This is a genomic window from Candidatus Krumholzibacteriia bacterium, assembly GCA_029865265.1.
Lineage (GTDB): Bacteria > Krumholzibacteriota > Krumholzibacteriia > WVZY01 > JAKEHA01 > JAKEHA01.
In genome coordinates this window covers 44,380-69,326 of sequence record JAOUHG010000011.1, presented here as the reverse complement: position 1 = coordinate 69,326, position 24,947 = coordinate 44,380, and the positions used below count along the sequence as shown (strand labels likewise).

At 65.3% G+C, this 24,947-nt stretch carries 24 protein-coding genes; 13 read left to right on the top strand and 11 right to left on the bottom strand.

What is annotated here, in order from left to right; all coding sequences use genetic code 11:
• Nucleotides 1-24 precede the first annotated feature (24 nt).
• From OEX18_07310 to OEX18_07285, 6 genes are all read right to left on the bottom strand, one after another.
• Nucleotides 25-1,038 (bottom strand): thiamine pyrophosphate-dependent dehydrogenase E1 component subunit alpha, encoded by a 1,014-nt coding sequence (locus OEX18_07310; GenBank protein ID MDH4337076.1) that lies wholly within the window; start codon nt 1,036-1,038, stop codon nt 25-27.
• Nucleotides 1,031-2,044, bottom strand: a complete 1,014-nt coding sequence (locus tag OEX18_07305) for a thiamine pyrophosphate-dependent dehydrogenase E1 component subunit alpha (protein MDH4337075.1) — start codon at nt 2,042-2,044, stop codon at nt 1,031-1,033. Before OEX18_07305 ends, OEX18_07310 begins: the two co-directional genes overlap by 8 nt.
• Complete coding sequence (gene lpdA, locus OEX18_07300) at nt 2,022-3,413, bottom strand: dihydrolipoyl dehydrogenase (GenBank protein ID MDH4337074.1); 1,392 nt, start codon at nt 3,411-3,413, stop codon at nt 2,022-2,024. Before lpdA ends, OEX18_07305 begins: the two co-directional genes overlap by 23 nt.
• Before the next feature lie 216 nt (nt 3,414-3,629).
• Nucleotides 3,630-3,998: a CoA-binding protein gene (locus OEX18_07295; GenBank protein ID MDH4337073.1), complete on the bottom strand. Its 369-nt coding sequence runs from the start codon at nt 3,996-3,998 to the stop codon at nt 3,630-3,632.
• Nucleotides 3,995-4,726, bottom strand: a complete 732-nt coding sequence (locus tag OEX18_07290) for a 3D domain-containing protein (protein ID MDH4337072.1) — start codon at nt 4,724-4,726, stop codon at nt 3,995-3,997. The genes OEX18_07295 and OEX18_07290 overlap by 4 nt, the downstream gene beginning before the upstream one ends.
• A gap of 269 nt (nt 4,727-4,995) precedes the next feature.
• Nucleotides 4,996-5,757 carry a hypothetical protein gene (locus OEX18_07285; protein ID MDH4337071.1) on the bottom strand — a complete coding sequence of 254 codons (762 nt, stop codon included), beginning with the start codon at nt 5,755-5,757 and terminating at the stop codon, nt 4,996-4,998.
• 218 nt (nt 5,758-5,975) lie between these two features.
• Between OEX18_07285 and OEX18_07280 the strand changes: the two genes are divergently transcribed.
• Both OEX18_07280 and OEX18_07275 read left to right on the top strand, forming a co-directional pair.
• The gene (locus OEX18_07280) at nt 5,976-6,770 is read left to right on the top strand and encodes a polysaccharide deacetylase family protein (GenBank protein MDH4337070.1); all 795 of its coding nucleotides are present in this window, start codon (nt 5,976-5,978) and stop codon (nt 6,768-6,770) included.
• On the top strand, nt 6,767-7,897 hold the full coding sequence (locus tag OEX18_07275; protein ID MDH4337069.1) for a glycosyltransferase family 2 protein: 1,131 nt from the start codon (nt 6,767-6,769) through the stop codon (nt 7,895-7,897). The genes OEX18_07280 and OEX18_07275 overlap by 4 nt, the downstream gene beginning before the upstream one ends.
• A gap of 6 nt (nt 7,898-7,903) precedes the next feature.
• Here the strand turns inward: OEX18_07275 and OEX18_07270 are convergent, their stop codons facing one another.
• On the bottom strand, nt 7,904-9,406 hold the full coding sequence (locus tag OEX18_07270) for a leucyl aminopeptidase (protein MDH4337068.1): 1,503 nt from the start codon (nt 9,404-9,406) through the stop codon (nt 7,904-7,906).
• A gap of 26 nt (nt 9,407-9,432) precedes the next feature.
• A complete protein-coding gene (locus OEX18_07265; GenBank protein ID MDH4337067.1) occupies nt 9,433-10,227 on the bottom strand; it encodes a hypothetical protein in 795 nt (264 codons plus the stop codon).
• A gap of 182 nt (nt 10,228-10,409) precedes the next feature.
• Here OEX18_07265 and OEX18_07260 point away from each other — a divergent pair, with 182 nt between their 5' ends.
• The 11 genes from OEX18_07260 to purM all read left to right on the top strand — a co-directional run bounded on the left by OEX18_07260 (nt 10,410) and on the right by purM (nt 20,472).
• Nucleotides 10,410-10,898, top strand: coding sequence for a low molecular weight protein arginine phosphatase (locus OEX18_07260; GenBank protein ID MDH4337066.1), 489 nt, complete (start codon nt 10,410-10,412; stop codon nt 10,896-10,898).
• Nucleotides 10,895-12,151, top strand: a complete 1,257-nt coding sequence (locus OEX18_07255; protein ID MDH4337065.1) for a serine hydroxymethyltransferase — start codon at nt 10,895-10,897, stop codon at nt 12,149-12,151. Before OEX18_07260 ends, OEX18_07255 begins: the two co-directional genes overlap by 4 nt.
• 3 nt (nt 12,152-12,154) lie before the next feature.
• Entirely contained in the window at nt 12,155-12,628 is a 474-nt protein-coding gene (gene nrdR, locus OEX18_07250) for a transcriptional regulator NrdR (protein MDH4337064.1), read from the top strand.
• A 28-nt stretch (nt 12,629-12,656) separates the two neighbouring features.
• Nucleotides 12,657-13,469, top strand: coding sequence for a hypothetical protein (locus tag OEX18_07245; GenBank protein ID MDH4337063.1), 813 nt, complete (start codon nt 12,657-12,659; stop codon nt 13,467-13,469).
• A 9-nt stretch (nt 13,470-13,478) separates the two neighbouring features.
• Nucleotides 13,479-14,222 (top strand): twin-arginine translocase subunit TatC, encoded by a 744-nt coding sequence (gene tatC / locus OEX18_07240; GenBank protein MDH4337062.1) that lies wholly within the window; start codon nt 13,479-13,481, stop codon nt 14,220-14,222.
• A gap of 13 nt (nt 14,223-14,235) precedes the next feature.
• Nucleotides 14,236-14,664 (top strand): ribosome silencing factor, encoded by a 429-nt coding sequence (gene rsfS, locus OEX18_07235; protein MDH4337061.1) that lies wholly within the window; start codon nt 14,236-14,238, stop codon nt 14,662-14,664.
• Nucleotides 14,661-16,304: an arginine--tRNA ligase gene (argS, locus tag OEX18_07230; protein ID MDH4337060.1), complete on the top strand. Its 1,644-nt coding sequence runs from the start codon at nt 14,661-14,663 to the stop codon at nt 16,302-16,304. Before rsfS ends, argS begins: the two co-directional genes overlap by 4 nt.
• Nucleotides 16,305-16,355: 51 nt before the next feature.
• Complete coding sequence (locus OEX18_07225) at nt 16,356-17,273, top strand: PfkB family carbohydrate kinase (GenBank protein ID MDH4337059.1); 918 nt, start codon at nt 16,356-16,358, stop codon at nt 17,271-17,273.
• A 99-nt stretch (nt 17,274-17,372) separates the two neighbouring features.
• Nucleotides 17,373-18,086, top strand: a complete 714-nt coding sequence (locus tag OEX18_07220) for a hypothetical protein (GenBank protein MDH4337058.1) — start codon at nt 17,373-17,375, stop codon at nt 18,084-18,086.
• Nucleotides 18,083-19,402, top strand: coding sequence for an HD-GYP domain-containing protein (locus tag OEX18_07215; protein MDH4337057.1), 1,320 nt, complete (start codon nt 18,083-18,085; stop codon nt 19,400-19,402). Before OEX18_07220 ends, OEX18_07215 begins: the two co-directional genes overlap by 4 nt.
• 11 nt (nt 19,403-19,413) lie before the next feature.
• Nucleotides 19,414-20,472, top strand: coding sequence for a phosphoribosylformylglycinamidine cyclo-ligase (purM, locus tag OEX18_07210; protein MDH4337056.1), 1,059 nt, complete (start codon nt 19,414-19,416; stop codon nt 20,470-20,472).
• Here the strand turns inward: purM and OEX18_07205 are convergent, their stop codons facing one another.
• The 3 genes from OEX18_07205 to OEX18_07195 all read right to left on the bottom strand — a co-directional run bounded on the left by OEX18_07205 (nt 20,473) and on the right by OEX18_07195 (nt 24,917).
• Entirely contained in the window at nt 20,473-21,840 is a 1,368-nt protein-coding gene (locus OEX18_07205; GenBank protein ID MDH4337055.1) for a hypothetical protein, read from the bottom strand. It lies immediately after the preceding gene.
• A 177-nt stretch (nt 21,841-22,017) separates the two neighbouring features.
• Complete coding sequence (locus OEX18_07200; GenBank protein MDH4337054.1) at nt 22,018-23,541, bottom strand: insulinase family protein; 1,524 nt, start codon at nt 23,539-23,541, stop codon at nt 22,018-22,020.
• Nucleotides 23,538-24,917 carry an insulinase family protein gene (locus OEX18_07195; protein MDH4337053.1) on the bottom strand — a complete coding sequence of 460 codons (1,380 nt, stop codon included), beginning with the start codon at nt 24,915-24,917 and terminating at the stop codon, nt 23,538-23,540. The genes OEX18_07200 and OEX18_07195 overlap by 4 nt, the downstream gene beginning before the upstream one ends.
• Nucleotides 24,918-24,947 lie beyond the last annotated feature (30 nt).

Genomic DNA, 24,947 nt, shown 5'->3' with positions numbered 1-24,947 from the left:
ACTCTCCTCGCTACCTGTGCGGGTCTATCCCTCGAAGTAAACGTCGCGCGTGACTTCTTCCGGTGCGGGGTAGGGCTGCTTCTCGGCCCACTCCACCGCGTCGTCGATCACCGCCGCGCAGTCGCGCTGCATGTCTTCGATGCGCTGCGGCGTGATGGTGCCTTCGTCGAGCAGATACTTCTCGAAACGAAGGATCGGATCCTTGCTCTTCCACTCCTCGAACATCTCTGGCGGAACGTAGCCCGCGTCGTCGTGCGCGGAGTGGCCGGTCATGCGGAAGGTCTTGTATTCCACGATGGACGGACCCTCGCCGCTGCGCGCGCGGTCGATGGCGCGCCTGGCGGAGTCGTACACCGCCATGATGTCGTTGCCGTCGACCACCTCGCCGGGGATGCCGTATCCGGGCGCGCGCATGGCGACGTCTTTCACCGCCATCTGCAACTCCATGGGGGTGGAATACGCGTAGGCGTTGTTGTTGATGAAGAACACCACCGGGAGCTTATGAACGGACGCAAAGTTGATGCCCTCGTGCCAGTCTCCGCGCGAGGTTGCGCCCTCGCCGTTGTAGCAAAGCGCGACGTACTTCTGGCCGCGCTGCTTGAAGGCCAGCGCCGCCCCCGCCGCCACCGGCACGTTGTCGCCCAGGTGGCTGACGAAGGCGATGACGTTGTGGTCCATGTCGCCCATGTGCATGTTGCCGTCGCGCCCGCGGGTGAGGCCGGTCCTGCGGCCCATGTACTGGGCGATGATGCGGCGCGCGCTGATGCCGCGCATCAGAAACACGCCCATGTCACGGTGGGACGGCGCCACCACGTCGTTCTTCTCCATGTGGATGGCGGTGCCCACGGATATGGCCTCCTGGCCCCGTCCCACGTACACGCCCCCCACGATGCGCCCCTGACGGTAGAGCTTGCGCTCGATACGGTCCTCGATTTCGCGCGTCAGCTTCATGAAATGAAGCATGTCGAGCTTGTCCTTTTCGTCCGGGGTGTGGACAAGACGTGATCTCTTGGCCGACACGGTCTGTCGCTCAACCATAGACATTCTCCCTGGCGATGGATGGATGGGGGAACGGAGCGGCCAGCGCCTCGTTCGCAGCGTCCTCCAGTATAGCAACAATTCTGCTGTCGATGTCCTCGATCTCCGTCGCCGATTCGACCACCGCGTGCGCGATCAGGAAGCGCCGGTAAGCGTCGATCGGATCCTTCTTCTCCCACTCGGCGCGCAGCGCGGCGGGAACGTAGCCGGCGTCGTCGTGCTCCGCGTGTCCCTTGCGCCGGAAGGTCTTGGCCTCGATCATCACCGGTCCGCCGCCGTCCATGCAGCGCCGGCGCGCGCGGCGCACCGTGTCGAGCATGGCGAGCACGTTGTTGCCGTCGACGATTTCGCCGTGGGCGCCGTAGCCGTGCGCGCGCACCGCAAGGTCGGGCACGTTGGCCTGCATCGATGTCGGTGTCGAGTACGCAAACCCGTTGTTTTCCACGATGAGGATGAGCGGCAGGCCGTGCACGCCCGCGAAGTTCATCCCCTCGTGAAAGTCGGTGGTGCTCATGCCGCCGTCGCCGATGTAGGTGAGCGCCACGTTCTTCTTTGCCTTCAGTTTCATTTCCAGGGCGATGCCGGCCATCACCGGGATGAGCGCGCCTACCACGCTGATGGGTGCAATCAACCCCCGCTCGACCCACCCGAAGTGCAGGTTGAGATCCTTGCCCTGCGTGGGTGAGATGGCGCGTGCGCAGTACTGCGCCATCACGTCCCGCGGGCTGACGCCGCGCACCATGAGTGCGCCGAGGTTGCGGATCATCGGCCCCAGAAAGTCGCCGTGCTCCAGGGCGTAGGCGCTTCCCACCGAGCACGCTTCCTGCCCCAGGCTCGAGTACAGCCCCCCCACCACCTTGTTCTGGCGGTAGAGCATGCCCAGCCGCTCCTCCAGCCGGCGGTTGAGCGCCATGAAATAGTACAACTCGAGCATGCCCGTGCGATCCAGCGACAGGCCTTCGGGTGCGGCAACAGAGTACATATCAGACGTGGATGGCTTCGCCATAGACACCGTGTGCCGCCTCCATCATCGCCTCGGCCAGCGTGGGGTGGGCGTGGACCGTGTTTGCGATTTCTTCCACCGTCGTTTCGAGCTTGCGTCCCAGCACGGCCTCCGCAATCAACTCGGTGGCCCGGGGGCCGATGATGTGCACGCCGAGCACCTCGTCATAGCGTTTCTCGGCCACGATCTTCACGAAACCCGACGTGTCCCCGATGATCATGGCCTTGCCCAGGGCGGAGAAGGGAAACTTGCCCACGCGGACGTCGTGGCCCTGCTCGCGGGCGGCGCTCTCGGTGAGCCCCACGCTCGCCACCTCGGGGTGCGAGTACGTGCAGTTGGGCACGGTGAGATAGTCGATGGGCTGCACGTGTTTGCCGGCGATGTGATCCACCGCGAGGATGCCCTCGCGGGACGCAACGTGCGCCAGCGCCGGCGATGCCACCACGTCGCCGATGGCGTAGATGCCGGGCACGCTGGTGCGCATGTACTCGTCGACCGCCACGAAGCGCTTGTCCATCCTCACACCCACCGCTTCATGGTTCAGGCCTTCCAGCACCGGCCTGCGCCCGGTTGCCACCAGCACCACGGCGACGTTGAGCGAGGAAATGCCGTCGCCCTTCTTGAGCGACAGCGCGACGCTTCCCGCGCCCACTCTGGCCTCCGTTACCTCGGTGCCGGCGTAGCACGCCATACCGCGCGCCTTGAGCGCGCGTTCCAGCGCCTGCGAGCACTCCTCGTCCTCGAGAGGCAACAACCGCGGCAGCAACTCGATGAGGTGGACCTTGGATCCGAAGGAGTTGAACACCGACGCGAATTCCGTCCCCACCGCTCCGGAACCGATGACCGCCAGGCTCTCGGGGACTTCCTCCATCTTGAGAATCATGTCGCTGTCGATGATGTGTTTGCCATCCGGCTTCATGTGCGGCAGGTGGGCGGGAACCGAGCCGGTGGCGATGATGACGTTCTTCGCAGCGATTTTCTCTTCGCCCGTCTCGCCGGCGATGCGCAGGGTATGCGCGTCGACGAAGCTGCCAAAGCCGGTGAATACCTCCACCTTGCGCTTCTTGCACAGGTAAGCCACGCCCTTGGCGAGCTTGTCCACGATGGCCTGCTTGCGCGCGTGTACCCGGGCGATGTCGAGGGCGGCGCCCTCCACGATGATGCCGATATCGGCAGCACTGCTGATCTCGTCGTAGACTTCGGCGGTGTGCAGGAGCGCCTTGGTGGGAATACAGCCCCGGTGGAGGCAGGTGCCGCCCAGGAACGGGTCCTTCTCGATGAGGGCGGTTTTGAGCCCCAGCATGCCGGCGCGGATGGCGGCCACGTAGCCGCCGGGGCCGCTGCCAATGATGGCCACGTCGAATTCTTTCAAGAACGAACTCCTCTCGGACGGCCGCCGGGGCCGCGTTTCTCAGAAAAACTTCCGACGGATCTCGGACTTGCGGATGGATTGCGGGACGGATGCGGCCAGGGGCCGTTCGGACAGACAGCATCATACGGTCACGGGCGCTACCGGCGCAAGCGAAACCCCTGCAACGGGTCACGGGCGCGGGGGCTGGCCTGGGGCGGGCGCGACACCGCCAGGAGACTAGCTGTAATGGGACGGCGAGTCGCCGATGGCCATGATGGAGCAGGCGAGGATGGGCTCGAGGCCGAGCTCGCGGGCACGCGCCACGACGGTGTCGTTCTCGCTGCCGGGATTCAGGTAAAGCTGTCTGGTTCCCTTGCGCGCGATGCCCGTGAGGACGGTCAGGGTGACGGCCGGGGGCAGGTAGACCAGGGTCACGTCGATATCGGCCGGGATGTCTTCGATGCTCTTGAACGCCGGCAGCCCTTCGATGGCCGCCTCGCCCGGGTTCACCGGGTAAACGGAATGACCGTGCGCCCGGTACGAGCGCACGGCCTTATTTCCGAACTTGTTGCGATTGCTGGAGGCGCCGATAACGGCGACGTTCACTTCGAGGCACCCGCCTTGGTGGAGGCCAGGAAGGTCGGGCGGTCGAGCTCCTGCCCGTCGGCGAGTCCATATGGGCCGGTGACCACCAGCGTGCGGCGGCCGAAGCTGCGGGCCTGGGAGAGGCTCTCGAACCAGATGTCGGCGCGCTTCCGCCAGCGGCTGTTCATGGAGTCCTCCACCACGAAGTCGCCCACCCCGGAGATGTGGATCACGTCTCCGAACGTGAACGGCGCGTCGGGCGTGTAGCGGCGCAGCAGATCGCGCGAGAGGGCGATGACGCCCGGGCGCGTCTGCGTGTTGGCGGCCGTGATGAACGGCGTGTCATCGGTCTCTTCCGGGCGGCTTGTGTAGCCGGTTACCGTCACCGTCACGGCCACCTCGCGACCGCTGAGCTCGCCCTCCCACTCGCCGGCCTCGCGCTGGCGGTAGTAACGTTCCAGCGAGCCTTCCAGGGAGGCCACCTCGGCCACGGGCCGTCCCTCCGCCAGGCCCGTCCTGGCGGCGATCCGCGACGAGCTGGCGAGGTCGGAAATCCACAGGAGGGCAGGAACTCCGATGGCCACCGCGGCTACCAGAACGAACGCGCGGTTGCGGCGCGCACGCCGGGCGGCCGGCGGCAAAGAGCGCCCGGCGGCAAAGAGCGCCCGCGCCGGGCCGTCGACGTAAAAGCCGAAGGAACCCGTGCGAAGCCTCCACAGGCAGGCCGACCATGCGATGCGTTTCTTCATCGTGTGTCCCGGTCTCCATCCGGGTCCTCACCGCACCCCCTTTTTATAGAATCGGCCCGACGGTAACCGGCGGGCCCATGGGTGGGGAGGTGTTCTGGACCCTTAAAGGCTAGCCCGGCCGGGGAAGGGTGTCAAAGAAAAAACACCGTCCCTGGACCCGGTTTGAGGCGTCCGTACAGTGCAAAACACTTGCGGAGATAGACTTAGGAAGCCGGCCTTGAGCCGGCCGGGAAGGCAAGGGCCCAACCCTATCGTTCCTCATAAGGTAGTCACTCGCCGCCAGGGTCGGCCGGGGGCGGACTGTAGCGAACAGGGGGGGTATCCCCGAAGAAATCGTCGCGGAATATCTCGGTGCGGGTTCCAGGGAAACGCAGGTAGAGCGGAATGCCGGTGGCCGGGTCGACGTGGCTCTCGAACGGCTCTCCGCCGGACATGGCGACTTCCAGCTTGCGGCCGACGACGGACCGGCTGTCGGACTCGATGGCGACCTCGCCGGTGTAACCGATCGCCACATCGGTGGTCAGGAACGAGTTGGCGAACAGTAGCCGGTAGTTGTCCGGGTTTCTGGGTGCGGCTGCCTGGCGCAGGGCGAAAAGGATCTCCAGTTCCATCACCCAGTCCTCCCAGACCACGAAGCCGCCGGGGTTGAACTCGCCGCGGGGCCGCCGCTGGTCGGACATCGTATTCTGCACCCAGCCCGTCGCCGAGTCGCCGCGGACCTCCACGTGGCAGGCCGCGGCCATCCCGCCCTTGGTGCCGCTGAAGGAGAACTCGCGGACAACGAAGGTGGCCGGATCGGCGACCGCCTCGGACTTCAGGTCGATTACGTTGGGCCCCAACTCTACCCGCGTCTGTGACGCCAGGCGTACCGCCTGTTCTTCCCGCGCGATGGTGACCGTGGAGTGTCCCACTCGGACGCCGTCGACATAGATGGTGTAGCCCACGCGGGGCGGCAGTTTCCCGGCCCCGGCGGGGACGGCGATAACGGCGGAAGCGGCGAAGGCCAGGAAAAAGCGGGTGAAGTTGCGCATGGGTGCGGGTGCGGGCCCCGAACGGCCGGACCGACCCTCGATCCGCCGTCCGTGCCCGCGAAGACTACCAGTATACCACAAGCCCTTTTACCCGGCCCCGGCGGGATGTTCCCCGCTTTCTGGCCGGCTGGTCCCGACCTTGCATGTTCTCCAGCGGCACCGTGCTGGACGGACCCCGGGCCCCGCGTTAGTCTGCAGCCGTGAAACGGAACCCGCGCATGAGTCGCTACCCCGTACTGATGTACCACCGGATCCTCTCGGATCGCCATCCGGTCGAGGACCCGGAGGAGCGCCCGTGGTCGGTGACCGCGGACGCGTTCGCGGCGCAGATGGCGCGGCTGGCAGCGGCCGGCCGCATCGGGGTTTCGATGCGGCGGGTTCATGAGACGCTTGCGGCGGGCAACGCCGTCCCCGCGCAGTGGGTGGCTATCACCTTCGACGACGGCAATGCCAGCGACCATGCCCACGCCATGCCCGTACTGGCCTCGCACGGATTCAGCGCCACCTTCTTCATTTGCGGCGGGCGGGTTGACGCCGCCGGCGGGCTGACCCGGACCCAGATCCGCGAGATGCAGACCGCGGGCATGCACATCGGGTCGCACGCCATGACGCACCGCTTTCTCACCACCCTGGATGCGGCGGCCGAACGCGCCGAGCTGGCCCGTTCGCGAGAACTGCTCGAGTCCGTGGCGGGCGCAACGGTGGACCACTTTGCCCCTCCCGGGGGGCGCTGGTCGCCGCGTACCGAGCGCTCCCTGCGCGAGCTGTCGTTCGTCGCCGTCTCGACGTCCACCTTCGGCTACAACGCTTCGGCCGAGGTGCGCTTCGCCTACCGGCGCGTGCCCGTAATGATGACCACCTCCAGCGGCCGCTTCGAAGCCATTGCGGGCGGATCCCGAGCGCGGTTGTTGCCGGCATACCTCCGCGCCGCGGCGCTGGGTGCGGTGCGCGGCGCGTTGGGTGAGGGTGCCTACGCGCGTGTGCGCGCCGCCCGCTCCGGAGGTGCGTCGTGAAGATCCTCTTCTTCGTGAGCGCCGCCGTGGTGCTGTACGCCTATTTCATCTATCCCGCGGTGATCGTGGTGTGGGCCACCCTCTTTCCACGCCGCGTCGAGAAGCGCTACCGGCAGGTTCCGGTGAGCGTGGTCATCGCCGCACGCAACGAGGAGACGAATATCACCGCACGGCTGGAGAACCTGCTGGCGCAGGAGTACCCGCCCGCGTTGCTCGAAATCATCGTCGTGTCCGACGGTTCGAGCGATCGCACCGCGGAACTGGCGCGTCTGTTCACGCCCAGCGGTGTCAAGGTGATCGAGTGTTCGGCGCCGGTGGGGAAGGCGGCTGCGCTCAACATCGGTGTCGCCAGCGCGAGCCACGAGATCATTGTGTTCGGTGACGCCCGGCAGCGTTTCAGCGCCAACGCGATCGCAGAGTTGGTGAGTGCGTTCCACGACGAAGCGGTGGGCGCGGTGAGCGGTGAACTCATCCTGCTCGCGGGCGAAGAGGTGGGCGAGGTCCACGACGGCGTGGGCTTGTACTGGAAGTACGAGAAGCTCATCCGGCGCAGCGAGAGCAGGGTCTCGTCGGTGGTGGGGGCGACGGGCTCCATCTACGCGGTGCGGCGCAACCTCTTCGTGCCGCTTGCGCCGCACACGCTGCTGGACGACTTCCTCGTGCCCATGCGCATCGTGATGGCAGGGTATCGGGTGATCTTCGTTCGCGCGGCGCGTGCCTTCGATCTCACTTCGGCCACCGCGGCGCGCGAGTTCTCGCGCAAGGTGCGAACACTGGCGGGGAACTACCAGGCGATGGCGCTGGAGCCCAGGCTGTTGAGCGTGCGCGACAACCCGGTGTTGTTCCAGTTCGTCTCGCACAAGGTGTTGCGGCTGCTGGTGCCGTACTTCTGCATCAGCGCGTGGGTGGCGAGCGCATTGCTGCCGGGACCGTTCTTTGCCGCGGCGTTCGCGCTGCAGACTCTCTTCTATACGCTGGGGCTCCTGAACCTGACCCCGCTGAAGACCGCGCGCGGCGCGGGGGTCTTTCGCGTGCCGTGGACGTTCATGGTGCTGAACGCGGCCGCGGTGATGGGATTGTGGGTCTTTCTGACCCGCCAGGAAAGCATGGTGTGGCGGAAGACCTGACGCTGCTCAGCGGCCCGCCGCGATCTCCAGAAAACGAACCAGCAGATCCACGCCGAAGCCGGTTGCGCCGCGCGACTGGTAGGACGCGCCACCACCGTCGCACCAGCTGGACCCCGCGATGTCAATGTGCACCCAGGGCGTCGACTCGGCGAAGACCCCCACCAGCGCGCCGCCGGTGATGGGAGACGCCTGGCGGCCGGTGTAGTTCTTGTAGTCCGCAATCTCCCCCCGGACCATGTCGAAGAAGCGCTCGTCCAGCGGAAGCGGCCACACCGGTTCTCCGGCCGCATCGCCCGCCTTGCGCACCTCATCCACGCGCGCGTTGTCGTTTCCCATGATGGGGGCCACGCGTGTTCCGAGCGCGATTACCGCGCCCCCGGTGAGCGTGGCGATGTCCACGATGACATCGGGCTTGTAGTGCGCGCGCGCGTAGGCGACCGCGTCGGCGAGTATCAGGCGCCCCTCGGCATCGGTGGTGTAGACCTCAACCGTCTTGCCCGAACACAGTGTGAGCACATCGCCGGGGCGAAACGCGCCCCCGCCGGGCATGTTCTCCACGCAGGGAACCATCGCCACCACACGTACCGGCAGTTCCAGCGACGCGCACCCGCAGATGGCTGCCACCGTCGCCGCGCCGCCCGCCATGTCGGACTTCATCTCGTTCATCTTCTCCCACGGCTTGATGGAGATTCCACCCGAGTCGAACGTCACTCCCTTTCCGACCAGGCACACCAACGGCAGCCGGGGCTTGTCCATGTTGTAGTGCATCACCATGAAGCGCGGCTCTTCTCGGCTGCCCTCGGCGACGCCGAGCACGCCACCCATGGCGGCTTTCTCGATCTCGCGGCGGCCCCACACGCGGCAGGAAACGCCGTATTGAGCGCACAGCGCCCGCCCCTCGTCCGCAAAGAGCCCCGGAGTCATGGCGTTGGCCGGTGTGTTCACCCAGTCGCGCACGGTGACGATGAGCCCGCTCACCAGGCGGGCGCGGCGGATGGCCACCGCGAAGTCGCGCGCGGGTTGCGCGGTGACGATGGTGAGTCTGGGGAGTCGTGCCTTGCTTCGCTTGCCCACGGCAAACGCGTAGCCCGACAGCAGCATACCCTTGAGAAAGGCGTGGGCCACATCCGGACCTGGTAGTGGCGCGGCGAGGACGGGGTCCAGCAGCACGGCGGCCGATTCGGCGCCGGCCTGGATCAACGCCGTTGCGGCCGATCCGGCAGCGTCCGCGATGTCCTCGGCGTTGGCCGCCGCGGGTTTGCCCAGTCCCACCAGCACCACGTGCAGCAGGCGCTTGCCTCGCACGACCGACGCCACGCGGCACTCCCCGCGTCGTGCCGCAAAGCCGCCCTTGTAGAGCAGCGTGGCCGCGACGGCGGCGGCGCGGTCGCGCGGGAGCGCCTCGCGCGGCAGTGCGCGGGCGCCGGCAAACACGGGAATCACCACCGCGTCTTCGCGCAGCGGTCCCGCGGGGGAGCGGACAGAGACGTTCTTGATGGTGGGGCGCATCGGGGCTCGCTTCCGGGAGGCGCGTGTCAGAACGCCCACGCCACGCCGACCGTCACGAAGAAGCCGGTGTACTTGACCACGAAGCCGACCGTTTCCGGGTCTCCGGTTTCATTGGGTATCTCGATCTGGTCGAAATTGCTCTCCATCAGCTGGACGCGCCCCTCCCCGGAAATGCCAAAACGGTTCGACACGTAGTAGATTGCACCCAGCACCGCGTGCACGCCCGCGCTGAAGTCCCACTCGCTCAGGTCGATCGGTTCTCCGAATGGCTGGCCGTTGTCCGCGCGTACGCGCGTGTCCGTGTATGTCTGGTATGGAAAGCCGAAGCTGAAACCGCCACCCAGGTAGGTCTGAAACTCCTTCACCGACGCATCTGCGAAGTAGTACACCGCCGACGCCTCCAGCACGAAGAGGTCCACCTTGAACTCCCGTGAGAAGTCCAGTTCCGGCGAGATCGTGTCGGGGGGAACCGGGGCCGCGAGCGCCACCATGTTGCCGTTGTCGGTTGCCTTCAGCCCCGAGTAGCTCGCATTGAGCCTGAACCCGAAGCGCGGGTGCGGCTTGTGCTGGTACCCGATATCGAAGGTGAGGGAATTGCCGAAGTCTTCGATGTTGTTCTCGAATGGGGGCTGGGTCCTGCTGTCGAGGAAATCCAGCATCTCCTGGTCGTTGGCGCCTCCCAGCATGCCCACGCGCAGGAACAGGGCGGACTGGGGGATGGGTCCGTAGTACTTGTGGGGCTTCAGAATCGGCTCGGCGCCGGCGAGCGAAGCGGTCGTTATCAGGGCCGCGCAAACTAGCGCGGCTGCCGGTCGAAACATGAATGGCCTCCCGGGGAACAAGCGTGGGGAATTCACCCCTAATTAGTCGGAATCCGTTGCAAAGTCAACTCGTTGTTTGTATCGTTGCCCGCGCTGGAAAGGGCGCAATTCCATGCCGCCTCCCACGTTGCCACCCCCTCCCTGGCGGCGGGCCGCGGGTATGGCGGCTGGGAAGGGACCGTTTGAAGAGAATCCTGTTCGTCTGTTCGGGCAACACGTGCCGGAGCCCGCTCGCGGAGGCGATTGCGAGGCAGGTGCTGGCGGGCATGGGAGTCTCGGTGGCATCCGCCGGCACGTCGGCCATGGATGGCAGCCCGGCCTCTCGGTACTCCATCGAGGTGGCGGGGGAGGACGGACTCGACCTGAACCAGCATCGCTCGCGCATGCTGGACGCCGGGATGGTGCGCGACGCCGACCTCATCGTCACCATGGGTGTGGGGCACCGCCAGACAGTTGGTGCGCTCAATGCGGATGCCCTCGAGTACACGTTCCTCCTGACCAACTTCTCGGACAGCCATCACGGCGATATTCCCGACCCCATCGGGGGTTCACTCGAGGTGTACCGGCGCACCCGCCGTGTCATCCGTGAATGCATCGAGTCCATGGCCGGGCACCTGCCTCGCCTGGACGGATACAAGTCGGGCGCCCGGGAAGGAAAGGAAGGACAGTGAGCCGTTTTGACGAGAGCCTCGTGAAGGTCGACCCCGAGATTGCCGCCGCCATCAAGGGCGAGGCGCAGCGCCAGCACGGAACCCTGGAGATGATCGCCTCGGAGAACTTCGTGAGCCGCGCGGTGCTCGCCGCCATGGGCTCGGTGATGACCAACAAGTACGCCGAAGGTTACCCCGGCAAGCGTTACTACGGTGGTTGTGAGGAAGTGGACAAGGCGGAGGAACTCGCGCGCTCGCGCGCCCGGAAGCTGTTCGGTGCCGAACACGCAAACGTGCAGCCGCACTCCGGCAGTCAGGCCAACATGTCGGCGTACTTTGCCTTCCTGAAGCCGGGTGACAAGATCATGGGGCTGTCGCTTTCGCACGGTGGTCATCTCACCCACGGACACCCGGTGAATTTTTCCGGCATGTTCTTCGACGTGGTGCCCTACGAGGTGGACCGCGAGACGCGCATGCTGGACTACGATGCGCTGCGCGCGCAGGCGCTGTCCGAGCGCCCGAAGATGCTGGTCGCCGGCGCGAGCGCGTACGCGCGCACCTGGGACTTCCCGCGCCTGAGGGCCATTTGCGACGAGTCCGGCTGTCTGCTCATGGTCGACATGGCCCATTTTGCGGGCCTGGTTGCGGCCGGTGTGCACCCGAGTCCGGTGCCCTACGCCGACGTGGTAACCAGCACCACCCACAAGACGCTGCGTGGTCCGCGCGGCGGATTCGTACTCACGCCGGCGGGGAACGCCGAGGCGGTGGACAAGATTACCTTCCCGGGAATGCAGGGTGGTCCCTTCATGCATATCATCGCCGCCAAGGCGGTGTGCTTCCTGGACGCGATGTCCGACGAATTCAAGGTCTACCAGCGCCAGGTGGTTGCGAACGCGCGCGCGCTGGCGGCGCGCTTCATGGGGCTGGGGTTCGACGTGGTCACGGGGGGAACCGACACGCACCTCTTCCTGCTCGACCTGACCGCGCGCAACCTGAGCGGCAAGAAGGCCGAGGCGGCGCTGGAAGCGGCCGGGATCACCGTCAACAAGAACACGGTGCCCTTCGATACGCGCAGTCCCTTCGTTACCAGTGGCGTTCGCATCGGCACGCCCGCGCTGACCACGCGCGGCATGAAGGAAGCGGAGATGGAGCGCATCGCCGATCTCATGGGGCGCGTGCTGGAGAATCCGGCGGATGCCGCGGTGATCGGCGAGGTGCGCCGTGCCACGCGCGATCTGTGCGACGCGTTCCCGTTGTACCCGGAGTTGCGCTGAACCATGAAGTGCCCGCAGTGCGGTTTCGAAGAGGACAAGGTGGTGGATTCGCGCACCACCAAGGAGGGCGAAGCCATTCGCCGCCGCCGCGAATGCCTCAAGTGCAGCGCGCGCTTTACCACCTATGAGTACATCGAGCGTGCGCCGCTGATGGTGGTCAAGAAGGACGGGCGCCGCGAGCACTACAGCCGCGAGAAGCTGCTCGGTGGGCTGGTGAAGGCGTGCGAGAAGCGCCCGGTTTCGCGGGAACAGCTGGAGAAGGTGGTCGACGACATCGAAGCGGTGATGTTTGCGCGGTTTCGCAACGAGGTGAAGAGCACGGAAGTCGGCAACATGGTCATCGACCGGCTGCAGTCATTGGACGAGGTGGCGTATGTGCGTTTTGCCTCGGTGTATCGTCAGTTCAAGGACATCAATCAGTTCATGAGCGAGGTGCGTGCTCTGCTTGATCGGCAGAACCGGGACGATCTGGAATGAGTGGATTGTCCCCCTGGAGGTGCTTGTAATGATCAGGCGCTTGGTTTTCTGTGGTCTCTTCGTGGCCGGGGCGTCTTTTGCCGCCCAGGCGCTCGCGCAGGATGTCATGTTCGCGTACAGCTTCGAGGAGGGTTCCAGCCGGCAGTATCGCGTGAAACTCAGCCAGGAACTCGCCTTCAGCGGCAATACCATGGGGCAGATCGGCGACTTCGAAGTCACCTTGAAGTGCCTGTCGGTCGCCGATGGCGTTGCATCCATGGAGCTCGTGTTCGACAAGGCGGACATGATGCGTGAGATGTTCGGCAATCAGGCCGCGGATCCGCTGGCGGACATGTTGGTCGGCCACGGGATCGTTTTCAAGGTGGACCCCAGCGGCGAAGTGAGCGACATCGCGCAGTCCGGATACTACGATGGCTGGGACAGCGTCCAGCCTTTCGTCGAACCCCTGGTGAAGGGGTGGTTCCCGCGCCTGCCGGGCAGGGCGCACGCCCCCGGGGGGACCTGGGAGAGCAGCGACACGGAGAAGGGGGCCGATGGCACCGACGTCAAGGTGACGGCCCACTACACATACAAGGAGAACAAGAAGCAGGGTGGTGTGGACTGCGCGTCCGTCACCGGTGACCTCGCCACCGAGGTGGCGGGGACGTCGGTCAGCCCCATGGGGACCTTCCAGGTGGAAGGCGGGGGCAAGGGCAAGTTCGAGTTCCTCTTCGATCCAGCCGCCCGCGCGATCGTCAAGCTCAAGTCCAGGATGACCGTCGACATGGACCTGACGCCCCGCGCCGGTGGAGACACCGTCGACACCAGCGTCAACTATCAGATGGAGCGGGAACTGCTCTAATGGAGAGTGATGCGGCCGCTACGCGAGCCGGCGCGCGCCGAGATACTCCGTGAGATGTCCTTCTGGGATCATCTCGGGGAGCTTCGCAGCGTGCTGGTGTCCTCGCTGATACTGCTGCTGGGACTGTCGATCGTTGCCTGGTTCTTCAGCGGCCCCATTATGGAATGGCTGGTGGCCGACGTACCCGTCGAGCATCTGGCATTCCTCGCACCCTCGGAAGCATTCATGACCCGGATGAAGCTCAGCTTCATCCTCGGGGGGCTGGCGGGCTTCCCGTACGTCGGTTACCGGGTGTGGCGCTTCGTATCGCCGGGGCTGTTCCGGCGCGAACGCTCACGCCTCCTGCCGGTGGCGGCCGCGTCGGCGCTGTTGTTCTACGCCGGGGTGGCGTTCTCGTATTTCGCCGTGATTCCGGTGATCATCCAGTTCATGCTGGGCTTTGCTACCGAACGCATCCAGCCCATGATTTCGGTGGGGGCGTACTTCACCACCATTTCGAGGATGTGCCTCGCGTTCGGCCTGGTGTTTCAGCTGCCCATCGTGATCCTGCTGCTGTCCATTCTCGGTGTGGTTTCGCCCCGGCTGTTCCTGCGCCAGTGGCGCTACGCGGTGGTGATCATCTTCGTGGCCGCCGCCGTGTTCACGCCCCCGGACCCGGTGTCACAGGTGCTGATGGCGGTTCCCCTGGTGGTCCTGTATATTGGCAGCGCTCTGGTGGCGATGCTCGTCATGCGCCGCCGCAAGAGCGAATAATCACGGAGGGCAAGTGACGAAGCGATCGATCGAACCAAAGCCGACAGCGCGCCGGCCCGCGGGAAAGAAGCCCTCGCGGGCCACCGTGGCCACCGCGCGCAAGGTTGCCGGTTACGCATACGACAAGAAGGCCGGGGACGTGTTGATCATGGACCTGCGCAAGGTGACGGACCTGACCCGGTTCTTCATCCTGTGCAGCGGAGAGTCGGGTCCCCAGGTCAAGGCCATCGCGGACAACGTCCTGGAACAGGCCCGCAAGGCCGGCATCGAAATCTACAACGTGGAAGGGTATGACGCACTGCGCTGGATCCTGATCGACATGATCGACATCGTCGTCCACATCTTCCAGCCCGAGGTCCGCCGTTACTACCAGCTCGAACGCCTGTGGGGTGACGCGCCCGTCGAGCGAATCGGTGACGGGGAAGCGGAGAGCGGCAGTTGAGCGCACGCGACACCATCGTGGCCGCCGTCGCGGACGCGTTGCGTGGTCTGGGTTACGATGCCGCCGGCGTTCCGGTGGCGATGGAGCGCCCACGCGATGCCGCGCATGGAGACATCGCGACCCCGGTTGCCATGTCCCTGGCCAAGGTCCTCAAGAAGAACCCCATCGAAATCGCGGAGCGCGTGGCGGCTTCGCTGCGCGTCGACCCGGACGTGGTGGCGAGCGTGGAGGCGGTGCGCCCCGGATTCATCAACTTCCGGCTCGCCGGACCCGTGCTGGCCAGCACCGTGCGCGAGGTGCTCGAAGCCGGCAATGCCTACGGCCGTACCGGTGACGGCGCCGGTCAGCGCCTGCAGGTGGAGTATGTCTCCGCCAACCCGACCGGCCCGCTGGTAATCGTTTCCGCGCGCGCCGCGGCGGTGGGCAACGCCATTCTCAACCTGCTCGATTTCGCGGGTTACCAGACGCAGGGCGAATACTACGTGAACGACTTCGGCAAGCAGGTGGAGGCGCTGGGCGCGAGCCTCGGCTTCCGTCTGCGTGAGCGGCTGGGTATGGCGGCGAAGGGTGAGTCGATTGAGCAGTACCAGTACCCCGGGGGTTACCTGGCGGAGATCGCCGCGGAAGCGGAGGAAGAGCGGGCGAAGCGCCTGGCGACTTCGGGGGACGTGGCGGAACTCGGACGGCTGGCCGCCGCGCGTTTGCTGGACCGCATTCGCGACGACCTGCTCCGCTACGGGGTGCGCTTCGATGAGTTCTTCCTGGAGTCTTCGCTGCACCCGGAGGCGGTGGAGGCGGCCTACGACCGTCTCGTCGCCAGCGGACACACCTACCAGCAGGATGGGGCGGTGTATTTTCGCTCCACCGAGTTCGGCGACGACAAGGATCGCGTGCTGAAGAAGAGCGACGGTGTGCCCACCTATTTCGTGGCCGACGTGGCCTATCACGCGGCCAAGCTGGATCGCGGCTTCGACCGTGCCATCGGGCTGCTGGGCCCCGATCACCACGGCTACGTGGCGCGTATGCGGGCGGCCATGACCGCGCTGGGCGCGCCGGCCGACTGGCTGGAGATCATCATTGTCGGCTGGGTGCGTCTGCTGGAGGACGGGAACCCGGTGAGCATGAGCAAACGCGCGGGTGAGTTCATCAGCATGCGCGAGTTGATCGAGGACGTGGGTGTGGATGTGGCCAAGTACTTCTTTCTGATGCGCCGCGCAAACTCGCCGCTCGATTTCGATCTCACCCTGGCGCGCAAACAGTCCGACGAGAACCCGGTGTACTACGTGCAGTACGCGCACGCGCGCATCGCCAGCGTTATTCGCTTTGCCGAGGAGCGCGGCGTGGCCGCAGCCGGCGCCGACCTTTCGCTGTTGACGGCGGCGGAAGAACGCGCGCTGATGCTGCAACTGTTGTACTTTCCGGGTGTAGTGGCGGGGGCGGCGCATGCACGCGAACCGCACCGCATCGCCACCTACGCGCAGGAACTCGCCACCGCGTTTCACCAGTTCTATCATGCGTGCCGCATCGTGGGCGAAGATGCGGCGGTTTCGGCGGCGCGGCTGGATCTTGCACGCGCCACCAAGATTGTCTTGAAGAACGCGCTGCACCTGCTGGGTGTGAGCGCCCCCGAAAGCATGTAGTCTGCAAAGGGCGCACCCCAGAAGGACCCTTGGATTCCGAGGAGCAACACCATGCAAGAGCAGAAGAAGGAGCCGTTGTTGATCGTGGGTTCGGTGGCGTTCGATTCCATCGAGACCCCGCAGGGCCGCGCCGACATGGCGCTGGGCGGATCGGCCAGCTTCGCCTCCATCGCCGCGAGCTACTTCTCGAGTCCCCAGGTGGTGGGGATCGTGGGGGACGACTTCGGGTCGCACCATATGGACAAGATGAGCGACCACGGGGTGGACGTGCGCGGCATCGAATCCGTGGCGGGGAAGACCTTCCACTGGAAGGGCCGCTACCACGAGAACTTCAAGGACCGCGACACACTGGAGACCGCGCTCAACGTGTTCCAGCACTTCAATCCCAGCATCCCCGAGGCATACCGTCAGACGAAATTCGTGCTGCTCGGCAACATCGATCCCGGCCTGCAACTGTCCGTGCTGGATCAGACCCACGACGCCCGTCTCGTGGCCATGGACACCATGAATTTCTGGATCAACACCAAGCGCGACGCGTTGCTGGAAGTGATCAAGCGCGTCGACCTGCTCTTCATCAACGACGAAGAAGCCATGCAACTCGCCGACGAGTGGACGGTGCTGGCCTCGGCCGGAAAGATCCGCCAGTGGGGACCGCGTTATGTGGTGATCAAGCGGGGTGAGCACGGCGCGGTTCTGTTTGGTCCCGACGTGACCCTCTACGTGCCCGCGGTGCTGCTCACGCGCGTGGTGGACCCCACCGGTGCGGGCGACACCTTCGCGGGAGGCTTCCTGGGGCACCTCTCCCGCAGCGGCAGTCTCGACCGCTCCAACCTGGCCGCGGCGCTCACCTGGGGAACCGTCATGGCCAGCTACGCGGTGGAGGCCTTCTCGGTGGATGGCATCTGCGGTCTCTCCGCGCACGATATCGAGGGGCGCCGCCGGCATCTGATCGACCTGGTGAGCTACTGAGGCCTGGCCGCGGCTGGAAGGATTCTTGCAGCCCGCGGTGTGGTATAATGAGTTGCGCGCCCGCCGGGTGTTCCGGCGGCGCGCGGGACTCTTCAAGCCATGGCATCACAACGACTTACATCGGAGGACGTCCGGCGCGCGGAATCCCTCATCGGGCGGATTCAGGGCGTCACCTCGTGCCGGATTCGCCTCGACGGGTCCGGTCAGGTGATCGAGATCCACGTGGTGGCGGGGGCGGGCAAGTCCCCCAAGTTCATCGCGCGCGACGTGGAAGGGGCCCTCAAGGCCGGCATGGGCATCGACGTCGACTACAAGAAGATCGGTGTGGTGATGCTGGACGCCGAAGAGACGCCCGCGTCCGAAGAACCCGTCATCGAAGAGTTTCCCATCATCGAACACGCCTCGCGCTTTGCGTTCTCGCAGGTGAACGTGGTGTCGTCGCGCGAGGGCGTGCGCGCCGAGGTCGAACTGACCCGCGACGGAGCACACGCGTTCGGCGGCAGCCAGAGCGACAACCCCGCCGCCGGCGCGCTCTTCGTGGTTGCCGATGCCACCCTGCGCGCTGTTTCGGAATTCCTTGACGAGCCCACACGCCTGTGCTTAGGTGGCGTCCTGAAGGTGCAGCCGGGTGGCCGCGATGCCGTCTTGGTCTGCGTCGAAGTTGTCGGAGAACGCCATACCAAGACCCTTGTCGGGTGCGCGCTCGTGTCGGGTGACGAACACCGAACCATTGTGTTCGCAACACTGGACGCGGTCAACCGCCTGGTCGGAAAACTGGAATTCAAGAGCTCGGTTGAGTACAAGATCAAGTGACCTCAAAGGGTGAGCTGAGAGACTCGTCGATCGGGTTCAGGGTCTATTACCTTACCTTCATCCTCGCCGGTTTCGCCCTCTTTGCGCTTCTTGTCCGTGATTTCCCGCTGACACGCTTTCCGGAAGTTCTCGTTTTCGCCCTCATGATCGTGGTGGCGGATACCGCGCAGATCACCCTGCCACGGGGTGGCGCGTCCATCTATGCCTCCAGCCCGCTTGACCTGGCCGCCATCGTGCTGCTGGGCCCGCCGGCCGCGGTGCTGGTGGAGGCCATCGCCTCTTTCTTCTCGGAGGTGTTCATCCAGCGGCGCGCGGCGGTGAAGTACGCGTTCAACGTGCCGCTGCTGATCATGACCGTGGGTCTGGCGGGGCTGGCGTACTGGTCTTTCCCGCCGTCGTGGACCAGCCTGGATTCGGCACGCTTCCTGGTGCCACTGGGTGTATGCAGCGTGGTGTACTACCTGGTCAATACCATCGCCATCAGCGTGGTGGTTGCGTTGCGCGGGCGCAAGAGTGCGTTCCAGGTGTGGCGCCACAACTACCTGTGGACCTTCTTCCACATCTTCGCCTTCATACCCATCGGCGCCATCATTGCCCTGGTGTATCGCGCGCACGGAATGTGGACGCTGCTGCTCTTCATCGTACCCATCTTCCTCGCGCGGTATACCTTCAAGCTGTACATCGAGATGAAGGAGGCGCACATTAATACCGTTGCCGCCCTCACCTCCGCCATCGACGCCAACGACCCCTACACCCACGGCCACTCCTACCGGGTGTCGCGCTACGCGCTGCGACTGGGTCGCGGATTGGGACTCTCCGCGCGCGACCTGGAGATCCTCGAATACGGCGCCCTGTTGCACGACATCGGCAAGATCGCCATCGAGCACGAGATCCTGCTCAAGAAGGAGCGCCTGAGTGACCAGGAGTTCCTCACCCTGAAGCAGCACCCCACCATCGGCGCGGACATCGTGGAAAACCTCAAGTTTCTGCGGGAAGCCGCCGTACTGGTGCGCTATCATCACGAGCAGCCCAACGGGCGCGGATATCCGGAGGGGCTCAAGGGAAACGAGATTCCCATCGGTGCGAGGATCATCCTGGTTTCGGATGCGTTCGATGCCATGACCTCGGACCGTCCTTACCGCAAGGGACTGCCGGTTGAGAAGGTGGTCGACCAGTTCCACAAGTACCGCGGCGAGCAGTTTGACCGCGAGATCGCGGATCTGCTGCTGGAGCTGATCGAGCGCGGTGATTTCCCGCTCATCGTGGAGAACGACCCGACCACCGCCATCTACGAGTCCCTGCAGGAACGTCTTTAGCCGGTGGGGCGGTGAGCACCGCGATCCACCCGGCCCATCAGGAGCGTGACGACGAAATGCGATACCGGGATTCCGGGGTCGACATCGACAAGGCCAATGAGGCCACGCGCGCCATTGCGCGCCTGGTAAAGAAGACCTGGGGGGGCGAGGTCCTCTCCGAGATCGGATCCTTCGGCGGGCTGTTTCGCGTCCCCGCCGACATGCGCGAGCCGGTGCTGGTGAGCAGCATGGACGGCGTCGGTACCAAGCTTCTGGTGGCACGCGCCGCACGCCGTTACGACACCGTGGGCCAGGACCTCGTGAACCACTGTGTCAACGACATCCTCGTGCAGGGCGCGCGCCCGCTGTTCTTTCTGGACTACGTCGCGGCGGGAAAGATCGAGCCGGACATGATCGCGTCGGTCGTGTCGGGACTGGCAAAGGCGTGCGCGGAGAACGGCTGCGCGCTGATCGGCGGCGAGACCGCGGAGATGCCCGGGCTCTACCAGGAGGGCGACTTCGACCTGGCCGGAACCATCGTCGGGGTAGTGGAGCGCGATGCGATCATCGACGGGTCGGGCATCGTGCCCGGTGACGTGGTCCTCGCGCTGCCCTCAAACGGCCTGCATACCAACGGCTACTCGCTCGCGCGCCGGGTTGCCTTCGAAACGCTGGGGCTGGCGGTGGATGCGCGCGTGGACGAACTGGGAACCACGGTGGCCGACGAGTTTCTGCGCGTTCACCGCTCCTACCTGACTGCTGTCAACGAGATTGCGGCGCGGGTCAAGATCAAGGGGTTGGCGCACATCACCGGTGGCGGCGTGCTCGAAAACCTGCCGCGCATTCTGCCCAAAGGCTGTGCCGCGCGCCTGGAAAAGGGCGCCTGGCCGGTGCCGCCGGTGTTTACATGGCTGGCGGAGAAGGGTGACGTGGTGGCCGGGGAGATGCACCGCGTGTTCAACATGGGTGCGGGCATGCTGGTGGTGGTGTCGGCGGAGGACGCCGACTACGTTCCCGAGCGCGCCGATGGGCTCGAGGTCTACCGGGCGGGCACCATCGTGCGCGGTGACGGAACCGTGACGGTGGAGTAGCTAGGGCATCACCGCGAGTCCCACACGCTCGCCCTGCGAGCCGTCGGACACCGACCCCGGGTCGCCCATGGGGGCCAGCGTGCCCAGCGCATCGGTTGCGATCTGGTACAGCACGATGACGTTGTTCAGTGTGTCCACGGTGAACAACTGCCGGATGCCCTGATCGATGGCCAGGTCGCTTTGAATTCCGGCCAGAACCCCGGCGCCGCGCCGCGCAAAGAAGTCCACCGCCGTCGTCTTGACGCCGCCCGATGTGACCTTCACGATTCCCTTGGTGTTGGCCGACTCCACCAGGATGAACACGGATCCGTCGTTGTCGTCCACCACCATGCCGGTGGCGCCCCATGCCTCGTCGATCTCCAGCGTTGCCACGTCTTCGACGGGCCCGGTCTGGGTGTAGCCGTCCAGCGGCAGCCGGTTGAGGCGGCGATCCGCGAGGGTGATGAAGTACAGGTCGCCGCTGACCGGATCCACCGCCACCGCGTCGTTGTTGGCGGCGTCCGCTCCTTCGCCCAGGTACATGGCGTCCTCATAGCGCGTCAGCGTGTCGCGGCATCCCACCGTGAAAGGACCGAACTCGTCGCAGCCCCCCAGCACGCCCCCGGGGAGCAGCGTGATCTCGCTGCCGAAGTATGAGGCCAGGGTGGCGAAGTGGGATGAGGAGCCGTCGGGTTCGATCTTCATGACCTCCTGCACACCGGAGCCCTGCGTCCACGCCACGTAGAAGTCGCCGTTGACCGAGAACGCGCAATCGCGAACCACGTTGAGAAGTGATCCCTCGTCGAAGGCCACCAGCGAACTGCCAATCAGGGAGTCGGGGTACTGCGGCGCGATCTGTACCAACCCCACGCGGTTGGTTCCGCCGGAGCGGTTCAGGGTGGATTGCCGCGTGAACTGGAGCAGGTTGCCCGCCGGCGAGAACTTGCGCGCGAACGCCGGATCCTCTTCGGGGCAGTAGTAGTCTGACGATGTCGCCTGGAACTGCGCGCTCAACGCGCTGTTACTCGCCACCGAGGCGATGACGCGCTGCGGGCCGGTGTCGGGGCCGAGCGTCCAGCGCACGCTGGCGTTGCCGCTGCTGTTGCAGGAGGCCTGCTGGCGCGACAGGGTGCCCCCGCCTTCGACCACCCGGAAGTTCACCACCACACCCTCCCCGGGTTCGCCGTCCTCGAGCGTCACCCGGAGTACGAGCGGCGCCTCCAGCTCGGTTCCCTTCCTGGAGTACTGGTCGTCCCCGGAAACGACCGCGACCCGGGATGGCGCCGGTTCCGGAGCCTGGTTGTCCTCGCAGGAGGCGAATGCCGCGGCGCAGACCGCGGCGAGCGCCAATGGCATGAAGCGGCGGCGGATGATTCCTTGCAGGCGCATGCGTCGGTCCTCACGGTTTGGGCAATTGCTTTCATCGCGGGCGGGTGTTCCGGCGGGGTGCGGTCGTGGGGCGACCACGCGGTCCCCGCGCCGGCGCGATAACCGGACGATAACACCCGGCCGCCCCCCGGTCAACATTCGGGGCCGGGGAGAATCGGCGTTCGGGGGGGTGCGCGGCTACTTGAACATCTCCTCCGCCGCCACGATCTTCGACGCTGACTGGTTGATGTTCAGTTTGTAGACCGACACCACGCCGTCTTCCGCGATCACGTCCGCGGCGATGCCCTCCGCTTCGTACGTCATCGGGGACGGTTTGTTGGTGATGAGGTCCTGCAGGAACTGATCCGCGCCGCTGGTGATGACCGCTACGCACAGGTTGCTTGCGTTGAGGTGCCTGCGGATGGCGGCGTTGACCTGCTCCAGCGTCACCTGGTCCAACCGGGCGGGCAGGGTGGCGATGTAGTCCTCCGTCCCGTAGAAGCGAGAGTCCATCAGGTAGCCCAGGCGGCGGTTCTGGTCCTGCGCCCACAGCTTGCTGTAGTGCTTGAGGAATGTGCGCGTGCGCTCGAACTCCTCCTGGGTCATGCCGTCGCGCACCAGCCGCTCCAGCTCGAATATGGCCAGGCGCAGTGCGAACTGGCGGTGCTGGGTCTGCACCGGGCGGATCCAGATGGAGAAGTACTGCTGGCTGCGCGCGAAATTGGTGAGCGGGAAGGTGGAGCCGCCGTCCTGCACGAAATGCTCGATGTAGGAGTAGTCCCCGTAGTTCAGCCCGCGGATCTCGCGCATGCGCATCATCAGGCGCCCGTTGAAGGTGCGGTGCTCGCCCAGGTATGAGTTCGCGATCAGCAGCGCGTAGAAGTCGTCGCTGGCGCGTGTCACGTCGATGGGAAAGCCGATGGAGATGGCGGTGGCCAGACAGTCCTTTTCCACCGCCGTGACCTGGACATTCTGGATGGTGGGAGGCGTGCCCAGCGGAACACGCGCCGGCGCCCCGGCGGGCAGCTTCGCAATGACCTTCGCCATGCGGTCCTGCAGGTCCTCCGGGTATCCGCCCGCCAGACCGATGATCGCGTTGTCGCGCGTGAATACCCGCGAGCACTGGCTCCTGACGTCATCGAGTGTAATCGATTCGAGCGACGAAACCGTGCCGGCGTTGGGTGCGCCGTACGGATGGCCCTCGTACATCATCACACCCAGAGCCTGCTTGCCAAACTCCTCGTCGTTGGTGCCACGCAGAGTCTTGGCGACGTAGTTGATCTGACTGGTCTTGACGCGTTCGAAGTCGCGCGCATCGAAGCGTGGCTCCAGCAGCATCTGGCTGAACAGCTCGAAGTAGCGATCCAGATTGTCGATGTGGGTGGTGCCGTAGAATGTGGTGATCTCCTTGTCGACGGTCACATCAATAGACGCGGCCATCGGGTAGAGCATCTCCACGATCTCGTTGTAGGTATGCGATTTCGTGCCGCCATCGGTCAGCAGCGACGCGGTCAGCCGCGTCAGGCCTTCCTTGCCCGCCGGGTCATCGATGGTTCCCGCGCGGAACTGGACGCGAAACGTCACCAGCGGTGAGGACTGGATGGGGAGCGTGACGGCGGGAGTGGGCGCCGGTTCGGCGTGGGAACGAATTGGACTCATGATCATCATGCCCGCCAGGAACAGGGTGGCGATACCCAGGTTGATCGACATCGGTGTTCTCAATTGGAACCTCCCGTCAGCGTAACCACGGTGCTCCGCGACCGTGTGAGATAGGCGGCCGCCGTGTGCTGCAGATCCTCCGGCGTGACCTCGTCGTAGCGGTTGTACAGTTCGTTGAGCGTCGCCGGGTCGCCGGTGAGCCCGATGACGAAGGTGAGGTGACGCGCCACCGAACGTGCGGTGTCCAGCGACATCGCGAACGAGTAGCGGATGTTCGATTTGACCGCGTCCAGCCGCTCCCCATCGGCGGCGGTGCTCGCCGCGTCCTCGGCGGCCTGGTATATCCGGTCGCGCACCTCGTCGAGATTGGCCGGATCCAGCACGCGCGCGTAGACCAGGAAGAGCCCCGGGTCGCGGCGGGAGGGGACATAGACGCTGAGCTCGTCCACCTTCTGTTCGTCGACTACCAGCGCCTGGTAGAGCGGGCTGGTTGACTCGTAGAGCAACTCGGCTAGGATGTCGATGGCCGCGCTGTCGCGCGTCCCGGCGCCGAACGCCGGGACCTTGAACGCCACCGCGACGTAGGGGAGGGTGGGATTGTCCCAGTCGATATGCGATGAACGCGCCTCCTTCTGCTCCGGCTCCACCGGGATATCCGGCCGGTACGGAGGAACCTTCCACGCACCGTAGTACTTCCCAATCAGGGTGAATGTCCTGTCGACGTCGATGTCACCCACCACCAGCACCACACAATTGGACGGCGTGTAGTAGCGGTGGAAGAACTGCAGGCTGTAGTCGTACTGGTTGGGCATGTCCTTGATGTCGGCCAGGAAGCCCATGGTGGTGTGGCGGTACGTGTGCGTGGTGAACGCAGTTTCGCGCACGCGCTCGTACATCTTGTTCTCGGGGTCGGAGTAGTTCTTGTTGTACTCGCCCAGCACCGCCTTGGCCTCCTGCTTGAAGTCCGACTCCTGATACTGGAGATTCATGAAACGATCCGATTCCACGTCGATCACCGACTCGAGACCGTCGCTGCCGAAGATTGCGTGATACACGGTGACGTCGTCGGAAGTGTAGGCGTTGACGTCGCTGCCCAGGTCGCGAAACAGGGCGTTGTACTGCACGTTCGAGAAGCGCGCGGTGCCGCGGAACATCATGTGCTCGAAGAAATGGGCGAAACCGGATTTGCCCGGCTCCACCTCGTTGCGCGAGCCGGCGCGCACAATGGTGTAGTAGGCGACGATCCCGGGGCTGTCGAAGGGCACCATGACCACGCGCAGCCCGTTGTCCAGCGTCCGGATCACCGGGGAATAGGGAAACAGATCCTTCGCCATCGCGCCTCCCGCGAGCCCGGCGAGCAGCAGGGCCGCAAGTGCCAGCGGCCGGGCCCTCCTTCCGGCAGCCGTCAACCTTTCATGACGCCCCACTGTAAAGTTCATTTGACACTCCTAACTGTTTATTCCGTAACA

Excerpts from the sequence above, each read along its gene's own strand:
- OEX18_07310 (MDH4337076.1), bottom strand. The coding sequence starts at position 1,038 with ATGGTTGAGCGACAGACCGTGTCGGCCAAGAGATCACGTCTTGTCCAC.
- OEX18_07305 (MDH4337075.1), bottom strand. The coding sequence starts at position 2,044 with ATGGCGAAGCCATCCACGTCTGATATGTACTCTGTTGCCGCACCCGAA.
- OEX18_07290 (MDH4337072.1), bottom strand. The coding sequence starts at position 4,726 with ATGAAGAAACGCATCGCATGGTCGGCCTGCCTGTGGAGGCTTCGCACG.
- OEX18_07285 (MDH4337071.1), bottom strand. The coding sequence starts at position 5,757 with ATGCGCAACTTCACCCGCTTTTTCCTGGCCTTCGCCGCTTCCGCCGTT.
- OEX18_07280 (MDH4337070.1), top strand. The coding sequence starts at position 5,976 with ATGAGTCGCTACCCCGTACTGATGTACCACCGGATCCTCTCGGATCGC.
- OEX18_07270 (MDH4337068.1), bottom strand. The coding sequence starts at position 9,406 with ATGCGCCCCACCATCAAGAACGTCTCTGTCCGCTCCCCCGCGGGACCG.
- OEX18_07265 (MDH4337067.1), bottom strand. The coding sequence starts at position 10,227 with ATGTTTCGACCGGCAGCCGCGCTAGTTTGCGCGGCCCTGATAACGACC.
- nrdR (MDH4337064.1), top strand. The coding sequence starts at position 12,155 with ATGAAGTGCCCGCAGTGCGGTTTCGAAGAGGACAAGGTGGTGGATTCG.
- OEX18_07245 (MDH4337063.1), top strand. The coding sequence starts at position 12,657 with ATGATCAGGCGCTTGGTTTTCTGTGGTCTCTTCGTGGCCGGGGCGTCT.
- tatC (MDH4337062.1), top strand. The coding sequence starts at position 13,479 with ATGCGGCCGCTACGCGAGCCGGCGCGCGCCGAGATACTCCGTGAGATG.
- OEX18_07225 (MDH4337059.1), top strand. The coding sequence starts at position 16,356 with ATGCAAGAGCAGAAGAAGGAGCCGTTGTTGATCGTGGGTTCGGTGGCG.
- OEX18_07220 (MDH4337058.1), top strand. The coding sequence starts at position 17,373 with ATGGCATCACAACGACTTACATCGGAGGACGTCCGGCGCGCGGAATCC.
- OEX18_07205 (MDH4337055.1), bottom strand. The coding sequence starts at position 21,840 with ATGCGCCTGCAAGGAATCATCCGCCGCCGCTTCATGCCATTGGCGCTC.
- OEX18_07195 (MDH4337053.1), bottom strand. The coding sequence starts at position 24,917 with ATGAACTTTACAGTGGGGCGTCATGAAAGGTTGACGGCTGCCGGAAGG.